The following is a 10,018-nucleotide window of genomic DNA, read 5'->3' as shown; positions in this document are numbered from 1 at the left end:
CACGAGCCGCGCCGCGACTGGGACGGCTCGATCGCCAGGCTCGCGCGCATCGCCGCGCAGACGCAGGCCGAGCTGGTCAGCATCGGCAACGGCACCGCATCGCGCGAAACCGACAAGCTCGCGAGCGAGCTGATCGCGAAGCATCCCGAACTGCGCCTGCAGAAAATCGTCGTGTCAGAAGCCGGCGCGTCGGTGTATTCGGCCTCCGAGCTCGCCGCGAAGGAATTCCCCGACCTGGACGTGTCGCTGCGCGGCGCGGTGTCGATTGCGCGCCGTCTTCAGGATCCGCTCGCGGAACTCGTCAAGATCGAGCCTAAGGCGATCGGCGTCGGCCAGTACCAGCACGACGTCAACCAGCGTGAACTGGCCCGCTCGCTCGATGCGGTCGTCGAGGACTGCGTCAACGCGGTCGGCGTCGACGCGAACACCGCGTCCGCTGCGCTGCTCGCCCGCGTGTCCGGCCTGAATGCGACGCTCGCGCGCAACATCGTCGACTACCGCGATGCAAACGGCCCGTTCCCGTCGCGCGAGCAATTGCGCAAGGTGCCCCGCCTCGGTGACAAGACCTTCGAGCAGGCGGCCGGCTTCCTGCGCATCAACGGCGGCGAAAACCCGCTCGACCGCTCGTCGGTGCACCCGGAAGCCTATCCCGTCGTCGAGCGGATCCTCGCGAAGATCAGCAAGCGCATCGACGACGTGCTCGGCAACCGCAACGCGCTGTCAGGCCTGTCGCCCGCCGAATTCGTCGACGAGCGCTTCGGTCTGCCGACCGTGCGCGACATCCTGTCCGAGCTGGAAAAGCCGGGCCGCGATCCGCGTCCGGAATTCAAGACCGCGACGTTCCGCGAAGGCGTCGAGAAGGTATCGGATCTCGCGCCGGGCATGGTGCTCGAAGGGGTCGTGACGAACGTCGCCGCGTTCGGCGCGTTTGTCGACGTCGGCGTGCATCAGGACGGGCTCGTCCATGTGTCCGCGATGTCGACCAAGTTCATCAAGGATCCGCACGAAGTCGTGAAGGCCGGCCAGGTGGTCAAGGTCAAGGTGCTGGACGTCGACGTCAAGCGCCAGCGCATTTCGCTGACGATGCGCCTTGACGATGATGCCGCCCCCGCCGGCTCGGCGCCGCGCGGCAGCCAGCAGGACCGGAGCGGCGCAGGCCGCAGCCCGGCGCGCTCCCGCACACCGGAACCGGCCGGCGCGATGGCCGCGGCGTTCGCGAAACTCAAGCGCTGAGCACACGCGATCGCCCGGTAACAGCATCCCCTGATGCACGGCACCCCAAAGGTCGGATATCGATCCGGCCCTTGGGGTGTTTTATTTGATAAGCCGCCTGGATCTGGCGAACAGGAGTGAGGCGGCCCGGCCTGTTCTCTCAGGCGCCGCCTGCGCGCCAATCCGTGGAGAACGGTGTCGTCCCGGCCGCAGCGGGCGGGGACGCAGCCCCGCTCTCATCAGATTTCGATCTTCGTGCCGAGCTCGACAACGCGGTTGGCCGGAATCGAAAAGAAGTCGGTCGGCTTCGCCGCATTCTGGTGCATCCACGCGAACACGCGCTCACGCAGGATCGACATGCCGGGCAACTGCGTCGGCACGACCTTCTCGCTCGCGAGGAATAACGAGGTATCCATCAGCTCGAACGTGATGTCGTGCGTCCGGCTGAACTCTTCCAGCACCGCCTTCACGTCCGGCGTTTCATTGAAACCGTACGCCGCCTTGAGGATATACAGGCCGCCCCCCGCATCGCGCACCGTGAGGCGCTGGTCGTCGCGCACATACGGGATGTCGCGCGTGACGAAGGTCAGGAACAGCGTGCGCTCGTGTAGCACCTTGTTGTGCTTCAGGTTGTGCAGCAGGCTCACGGGCACGAGCTTGTCGTTGCCGGTCAGGTAGATCGCGGTGCCCGACACGCGATGCGGCGGATGCGCGAGCAGCCCCTTCAGGAACGGCTCGAGCGGAATACCGTCGGCCGCCGTGCGCTCCTTGAGGATTTCGCGCCCCTTGTACCAGGTCATCAGCAGGAAGAACAGCAGCGCGCCGATGCCGAGCGGCAGCCAGCCGCCCTGCGCGACCTTCAGCAGGTTCGCGCCGAAAAAGCCCAGGTCGATCGCGAGGAACACGGCGATGATCGCGCCGACCAGCAGCTTGTTCCATTTCCACACCTTGACCATCACCACGGCGGCGAGCACGGTCGTGATCACCATCGTCGCGGTCACCGCGATGCCATACGCCGCGGCCAGGTTGTCCGAGCTCTTGAAGCCGATCACGATGCACAGAATCACGACCAGCAGCAGCCAGTTGACGACCGGCACGTAGATCTGGCCGATCGCCAGATCCGACGTGTGCAGGATCTTCATGCGCGGCACGTAGCCGAGCTGAATCGCCTGCGACGTCAGCGAATACGCACCGGAAATCACGGCCTGCGACGCAATCACGGTTGCCACGGTCGACAGGATGACGAGCGGCAGCAGGCCCCAGTCGGGCGCAAGCAGGAAAAACGGGTTATCGATCGCCTTCGGATTGCCGAGCAACAGCGCGCCTTGCCCGAAATAGTTGAGCACGAGCGACGGCATCACGAGCCCGTACGCGGCGATGCGGATCGGACGCGCGCCGAAGTGGCCCATGTCGGCGTAGAGCGCCTCGGCGCCCGTCAGCACCAGCACGACCGAGCCGAGCACGACATAGGCCTGCAGCACGTGCGCCGACATGAACGAAACCGCGTAGTAGGGGTTGATCGCCGCGATGACCCTGGGCTCGCGCGCGATGTGATACGCGCCGAGCACTGCAATCACGACGAACCACAGCACCATGATCGGGCCGAACAGCTTGCCGACCGTCGCGGTGCCATGACGCTGAATCCAGAACAGCGCGATCAGGATCACGATCGTGATCGGCAACACCAGATGAGACAGATGCGGCGTCGCGATCTCGAGCCCCTCTACCGCGGACATCACCGAGATCGCCGGCGTGATCACCGCATCGCCGTAAAACATGCATGCCCCGAAAATCCCGAGCGCCATCAGTACGCCGGCGAGCCGCGACTTCGAATCAATTGGCCGCAGCGACAGCGCCATCAGCGCGAGCACGCCGCCCTCGCCGTTGTTGTCGGCGCGCATCACGAACAGCAGGTACTTGACGCCGACCACGAGGACGATCGCCCAGAACAGCAGCGAGATCACGCCCAGAATCGAGCCTTGCGTCAGCGGAATGCCGTGCGCGGGGCTGAACGCCTCCTTGAGCGAATAGAGCGGACTCGTGCCGATGTCGCCGAACACCACGCCGATCGCCGCGATCGCGAGCGCCTGCAGCGAATGTTGTTGCGTCGGCGAGTGAGGCGAATCAATCGCGTGGGTCGTATCGTTCATATAAAGCGTAATAATCGGGTCCGGAGCCGAACAAAACGAGCGCTATTCTAACCGGCCAGCCCGGGAAACGCCGCCCTGTCCTGTTGCCGTGAAGCCACGTGTTCCGGCCGCGCATGCATCGCGGCGGGCGCTGTGGCAGAGCGAGCCATCATAGCCGCGGCAGCTGCGTCTGCCTATCCGGCGTCGCGCGCACCAACGAAAACGGCGCCGCAAGCGGCGCCGTGAAGAGTCGGCAATCGGCCGGAACGCTTACGCGTCCGCGCCGTTGCGCTGCGCGAGACCGCGCTTGATCCATGCCTGGAGATTATGCGGACGAACCGTGTCCCACTCCTCGAACGGCTGATGGATCCACGGATTCGTCGGCAGGAACTGCACGTGGTAGTCGGGCTTCACCTTCGAGCAGCCCTTGTACCAGAGCACCGCCGAGCGCACCGCCGTAACGGCCGGGTAGCGCACCTTCAGATGCTCCTGCACACGCGCCAGGGTGACGCCGGAATCGACCAGGTCGTCGACCAGCAGCACGTTGCCCTCCAGATTGCCGCGCGTCATCGTGATGTACTGCGCGATGTCGAGCTCGCCCTGCTCGCGCCCGGCTGCTTCGCGGTACGAACTGGTCGCGAGGATCGCGAGCGGAACGTCATAGATGCGCGACAGCTGGTCGCCGACGCGCAGGCCACCGCGCGCGAGACACAGGATCTGGTCGAATTTCCAGCCGGATTCGTGCACCTGCAGCGCGAGCAGCTCGATCAGGCGGTGATATTCGTCCCAGCCCACCCAGAGGTTCATGTCGTCGTTGCGCGGATCGGACATCACCAGCGACGTCATCATCGTGTTCTGTTGCGTCATCGACTCTTACACCTTGAACGGATGGCGCAGCAGGATCGTCTCGTCTCGGTCCGGACCGGTCGACACCATGTCGATCGGCACACCAGCCACTTCCTGGACGCGCGTCAGATACGCACGGGCATTGGCCGGCAACGCATCCCACGAATTGATGCCGACGGTGCTTTCCTTCCAGCCCGGGAAGGTTTCGTACACCGGCTCGCAGCGCGCGACGTCGGCCGCACCGCGCGGCAGGATGTCCACATCCTTGCCGTCGATCTTGTAGCCGACACACAGCTTGACCTCTTCGAGACCGTCGAGCACGTCGAGCTTCGTCATGCACAGGCCCGATACGCCGTTGATCTGGATCGAACGGCGCAGCGCGGCCGCGTCGAGCCAGCCGGTACGGCGCGGACGACCCGTGACGGAGCCGAACTCCTTGCCGACGTTCGCGAGCGTGACGCCGATCTGGTCCTGACGCTTGGGATTGTCGGCATCGTACAGTTCGCTCGGGAACGGGCCCGAGCCGACGCGCGTGCAATATGCCTTCGTGATGCCGAGGATATAGTTGAGCTTCTGCGGGCCGACGCCCGCGCCCGCCGACGCCGCACCGGCGACGCAATTGCTCGACGTGACGAACGGATAGGTGCCGTGATCGATGTCGAGCAGCGTGCCTTGCGCACCTTCGAACAGCAGGTTCTGGCCGGCGTTGTTCACGTCGTACAGACGGCGCGAGACATCCGCGACCATCGGCTTCAGGCGATCGGCGTAGCCGAGCATCGTATCGAGCGTCGCCTGGAAGTCGACTGCCGGAGCACCCAGGTACTGGGTCAGCACGAAGTTGTGGAAGTCGAGGTTTTCCTGCAGGCGGTCGGCGAAGGTCTTCGCGTCGAACAGATCCTGCACGCGCAGCGCGCGGCGGCCGACCTTGTCTTCGTACGCCGGGCCGATGCCCCGGCCGGTCGTGCCGATCTTGCCCGCGCCGCGACGCGCTTCGCGCGCCTGGTCGATCGCGATGTGATACGGCAGGATCAGCGTTGTCGCTTCCGAGATGAACAGACGCTCGCGCACGTTCACGCCGGCTTCTTCCAGCTCGCCGATTTCCTTGAACAATGCCTCGGGGGACAGGACGACGCCGTTGCCAATGTAGCAGGCGACGCCTTCACGCATGATGCCCGACGGGATAAGGCGCAAGATGGTCTTCTTGCCGCCGATGATGAGGGTGTGGCCGGCGTTGTGGCCGCCCTGGAAACGCACGACGCCATGGGCGTGGTCCGTCAGCCAGTCGACGATCTTGCCTTTGCCTTCATCACCCCATTGAGTCCCCACGACGACGACATTGCGCCCGGGAGTCACATTCACTGCGCTGGCAGACATGTTGATTCGTTAGCTGGTTAAAAACGTATTCTACCTATGTTCGCGGCCGGTTCCGAATTTTTCCGTTTCACTTCAACGATATGGAACCCAAAAACCTGGCGCGCGGACGCCTTTTAACGGGGCTCGACCACCCACGCGCCGTTGCGCTCGACGAGCGAACGGTCGCATGCGAACTCGTCGAGCACATGATCGTGCCCCGGCAATGCCTGGATCACGACCTCGCCCGCATCGCGCAGCGCGGCAACGGCGGCCCGCAGCGCATCGTCCTGCTTCCACGGCGCGAGAATCGCGTTGCCGCGAGCCTCGACCGGAGAGATCCGGGCGAGCTCGCGCAGATCGAGCGAGAAGCCGGTCGCCGGACGCGCACGGCCGTACGCCTGCCCGACATGGTCGTAGCGGCCGCCGCGGGCGACCGCGTTCGGCACGCCATCGACATACGCGGAGAACATCGCGCCGCTGTGATACGCGTAACCGCGCAGATCGGCCAGATCGATCGCCACCTCGGCGTCCTTGACCTGGGCTGCAAGCTGCGCCAGATCGTCCAGCGCCCGGGTGATCTCCGGCAACGCCGGCAGCTTCGCGCGCGCTTCGTCCAGCACGCTCGCATCGCCGTACAGATGCGGCAGCGCACGCAGCGCGGCGCGCGATTCGGCGCCGAGGTCGTTGGTCAGTTCGTTCAGCAGCGGCACGTCCTTGCCTGCGAGCGCCTCGTAAAGCGCCTCGCCCCGCTCGGCCGCCTGCGCGTCGCGCGCGAACAGCGCCGCCAGCACGCCGGCATGACACAGGTCGAGACGGATCTTCGACAGGCCCGTCAAATGCAGCGCATCGAGCATCAGCTGCTGGACTTCGAGATCGGCTTCTAGGCCGGCATGACCGTAAATCTCGGCGCCGATCTGGATCTGCTCGCGGGTCGCATGCAGGCCGCGCGGACGCGTATGCAGCACGTTGCCCGCATAGCAGAGGCGCGTCACGCCCTGACGGTTGAGCAGATGGGCGTCGATCCGCGCCACCTGCGGCGTAATGTCCGCACGCAGGCCGAGCGTGCGCCCCGACAGCTGGTCGACCAGCTTGAAGGTGCGCAGGCGCAGATCGTTGCCGCCGCTCGTCAGCAGCGACTCGAGATATTCGAGCAGCGGCGGCATCACCATCTCGTAGCCGTACGAACGGAAGCGGTCGAGCAGCCTGCGGCGCAGCTCCTCGATCTTGCGCGCTTCCGACGGCAATACGTCGGCAATATTTTCGGGAAGTAACCAGGTCGACATCGATACGATCCTACGACGGGAAACATGGCGCGTGAAACACGCGCCGAGATATAAAGCGAAATCGGGTTGGAGCGGACAGGCCTGGGCGCTGTCCGGATCAGGTGGCGAGCAGCAGCAAGGCGAGCCCGAGCACCATCACGATCAGCCCGCCGATCCGGATATGATGCGGCGGCCGCTCCGCTATTCTACGAAACGTGTCCCGCCATGCGGACGGAAACACGAAGGGGAACGCCCCCTCGATGATCAGCATCAGCGCAACTGCAAGCAACAACGAGCCAGCCAGGTCCATGCGATCGACAGCGCCGCGCGACGCGGCGCCCCAAGGTCAGTGTTTGCGGGAAGCAGGCGCGGGCGCGGCGCCGCCCGTCGGGCTGCGCATGAAGCGGAAGAATTCGCTGTCGGGATCGACAACGATGATGTCGTTCCGCTTGAACGTGTTCCGGTATGCCTGCAGGCTCGCATAGAACTGGTAAAACTGTGGATCGCGGCCGAACGCATCGGCGGCGATCGTCGCAGCCTTCGCATCGCCCTCGCCCTTGATCGCCTGCGCCGACTTGTACGCATTCGCGAGCACGGTTTGCTGTGCGCGCTCCGCATCCACCTTGATCTGCTCGACTTGCGCCTCGCCTTCGACGCGCACCTGCGCCGCCTGCTTGCGCAAATCCACGATCATCCGCTGGTACGCATCCTCCACCTGAGCGGCCGGCAGGTCGACCCGCGTAAGCTGCACATCGACGACGTCGACACCGAAGCCGGCCGCCTTCGCCTGCAACGCATCGCGCGCCTCCTCGGCGATCGCGCGCTGCCCGCCGATCGCGTCGTCGCGGTCGCGCTTGCCGATTGCATCGCCAAGCGAGCCCTTCAGCGCGGCGGCCAGCCGATCGGCGACCGCGGACGGCTCGCCGCCCGTGGCAGTGAAATACTTCACCGGATCGGCAACGCGGTACTTGAGCGCGTAGCCGACGAGCAGATCGCGCTTGTCCGCCGTCGCAAACTGCAGCGGATCGGTGGACTCGAGCGACTGCAGGCGGGCATCGATCAGCGTCGCTGTCTGCAACGGCTGCGGCAGCTTGAAATGGAGGCCCGGACCGACAAGCGTGGGCTCGGTGCCCGCGCGACCCGACAACACGGCCGTATGGCGCGGGTCGACAGTCAGGACGGTCGACGACGCGGCGAAGGCAACGATGACAATTGCGACGACGAGCGCAATGATTCGGTTCATGTCTTGCGCTCTCCTTTACTTCGCACCATCGTCACGCGACCGGCTGCGGAACGCATCGCGCGAACGCTGCAGGTCGCCGCCGGACGCCGACGCGGCCGCCGCGCTGGCCGGCACCGCGCTCGACGGCGCGCCGGCCGCCGGCGACGGCGCGGCAGCGGATGCGCCATTCGGCGCCGCGGCGCTTGCCGCCCCCTGACGCCCCTGCTCGACGAGCTTGTCGAGCGGCAGGTACAGCACGTTGTTGCCGCCCTTGTTGCCGACAAAAACCTTCGTCGTATTCGAATAGATTTCCTGCATGGTTTCGAGATACATGCGCTCGCGGATCACAGCCGGCGCCTTCGAATATTGCGCATAAACCTGCTTGAAACGCTCGGCGTCGCCTTCCGCCATCGTAACGACACGATCCGCGTAGGCCTTCGCCTCGTCGATCATCTTCGCCGCATCGCCCTGCGCCTTCGGCAGCAACGCGTTCGCATAAGCCTGCGCCACACGCTTCGCCGCCTCGCGCTCGTCGCGCGCCTTCGCTACTTCGCCGTAGACTGCCTGCGTCTGCTCGGGCGCCGCGATGCTCTGCATCGTCACGCCTGTGACTTCGATGCCCGTCCGATACCGGTCGAGATCGCGCTGAATCGCTTCGATCAGTTGCTGGCGCAGCGCATCGCGGTTCTGGCTCAGGATATCCGCCGCGCTGCGCGCGCCGACGACCGTGCGCACCGCCGCTTGCGCGGCCTGCATCACGCTTCGCTCGGGATCGGCACTGCGGAACAGATAGTCCGTCGCCGAACGGATCCGATACTGCACGGAGAAGCGCACGTCGACGATGTCCGCATCGCGCGTCAGCAGCGAGGCATCCTTGACGTTCGCAAGCCGGACGGCATTGTTGCGGCCGACCTCGATCGAGCGGCTTTGCGCCGTATCGACGATCTCGTGCGAGCCGAACGGATACGGCGCACGCCAGTGCACGCCCTGGTCGACGGTGCCCGCGAATCGGCCGAACTGCAGGACGACACCGGTTTGCCCTTCCGGCACGACGAACAGGCCGCTGCCCGCATACACCGCGCCGAGCACGCCAATCACGATGCCAACTCCGACACGCGCGGCCCTGCCGTTGTCCGGGCGGAAACCGTTACCGCCCTTGTCGCCGAACAGGCCGCCCAGGCGCCGGTTGAAATTCCGCCACATTTCGTCGAGATCGGGAGGGCCTTCGCCGTCGCCGCCTTGCGGGCGCTTCGATTCATTGGCACGGGGCTGGGTCCCGCCATTGCTCTCGCCACGCCCCCAGCGGGGATCGTTGATCGACAGCATGGCGCGCATCCGTCGCCAGGTACTCCGCTCGTTGTATTCGTTCACCAGAGTTTGTTCACCAGATTGGACGCCGGCGAACCGGCCGGGACCGGTTAGCGCCCCTGTTCGGAAATCGTGTGGTCTTCGTGTGATTCTGCCGACGCGCCGTCGAGCGGCATGGCGCCGGAAAGATGTTCCGCGGCCGCGATCTCGGCAATGGCAGCGCGCAACGCGTCCAGACCCTGACCGGTGCGTGCGCTCAAAAAGACGCGCGAAATATTACCATACTCGTCCCGCTCGACCGCGTCGCCCCGGGCCGCCAACTCGGGTACGGCATCGATCTTGTTGAACACCAGCACCTGCCGGATCGTGTCCGCGCCGATCTCGTGCAGCACATCGTTGACCTGCTCGATCTGCTCGAGCCTCACCGCGCTCGACGCATCGACGACATGCAGCAGCAGATCCGCGTGGATCGTTTCCTCCAGCGTCGCGCGGAATGCCGCCACCAGCTGGTGAGGCAGCTCACGAATGAAGCCGACGGTATCCGACACGACGATCTGGCCGACCTCGTCGCCCAGATAGACGCGCCGGGACGTCGTGTCGAGCGTCGCGAACAGCTGGTCGGCCGCATACGCCTGCGCTTTCGTCAGCGCATTGAAGAGCGTCGACTTGCCGGCGTTCGTGTAGCC

9 protein-coding genes are annotated in these 10,018 nt (G+C 65.5%); 1 reads left to right on the top strand and 8 read right to left on the bottom strand.

Annotated elements, in window-relative coordinates; genetic code table 11:
* Positions 1-1,233: helix-hairpin-helix domain-containing protein (locus tag KH616_RS15235; RefSeq protein ID WP_292247622.1), on the top strand; the 1,233-nt coding region annotated here is incomplete at its 5' end.
* Positions 1,234-1,451: 218 nt separating this feature from the next.
* On the opposite strand, the gene KH616_RS15230 is transcribed toward KH616_RS15235, so the two are convergent.
* The 8 genes from KH616_RS15230 to KH616_RS15195 form a co-directional block, all read right to left on the bottom strand.
* Entirely contained in the window at positions 1,452-3,362 is a 1,911-nt protein-coding gene (locus tag KH616_RS15230) for a potassium transporter Kup (protein WP_292247620.1), read from the bottom strand.
* A gap of 249 nt (positions 3,363-3,611) precedes the next feature.
* Positions 3,612-4,208, bottom strand: coding sequence for a phosphoribosyltransferase (locus KH616_RS15225; RefSeq protein WP_292247617.1), 597 nt, complete (start codon positions 4,206-4,208; stop codon positions 3,612-3,614).
* A 6-nt stretch (positions 4,209-4,214) separates the two neighbouring features.
* Positions 4,215-5,561 (bottom strand): adenylosuccinate synthase, encoded by a 1,347-nt coding sequence (locus tag KH616_RS15220; protein WP_292247614.1) that lies wholly within the window; start codon positions 5,559-5,561, stop codon positions 4,215-4,217.
* A gap of 113 nt (positions 5,562-5,674) precedes the next feature.
* Positions 5,675-6,823 carry an ATP phosphoribosyltransferase regulatory subunit gene (locus KH616_RS15215; protein ID WP_292247611.1) on the bottom strand — a complete coding sequence of 383 codons (1,149 nt, stop codon included), beginning with the start codon at positions 6,821-6,823 and terminating at the stop codon, positions 5,675-5,677.
* 97 nt (positions 6,824-6,920) lie between these two features.
* Complete coding sequence (locus KH616_RS15210) at positions 6,921-7,112, bottom strand: DUF2065 domain-containing protein (protein ID WP_175877452.1); 192 nt, start codon at positions 7,110-7,112, stop codon at positions 6,921-6,923.
* Positions 7,113-7,148: 36 nt separating this feature from the next.
* A complete protein-coding gene (locus tag KH616_RS15205) occupies positions 7,149-8,045 on the bottom strand; it encodes a protease modulator HflC (protein WP_292247559.1) in 897 nt (298 codons plus the stop codon).
* A 15-nt stretch (positions 8,046-8,060) separates the two neighbouring features.
* On the bottom strand, positions 8,061-9,395 hold the full coding sequence (gene hflK / locus KH616_RS15200; RefSeq protein ID WP_292247556.1) for an FtsH protease activity modulator HflK: 1,335 nt from the start codon (positions 9,393-9,395) through the stop codon (positions 8,061-8,063).
* A 47-nt stretch (positions 9,396-9,442) separates the two neighbouring features.
* Positions 9,443-10,018: GTPase (locus tag KH616_RS15195; protein WP_292247554.1), on the bottom strand; the 576-nt coding region annotated here is incomplete at its 5' end.

Source organism: Burkholderia sp., assembly GCF_018375725.1.
GTDB lineage: Bacteria > Pseudomonadota > Gammaproteobacteria > Burkholderiales > Burkholderiaceae > Burkholderia.
This window is presented reverse-complemented; position numbering and strand designations above follow the sequence as displayed.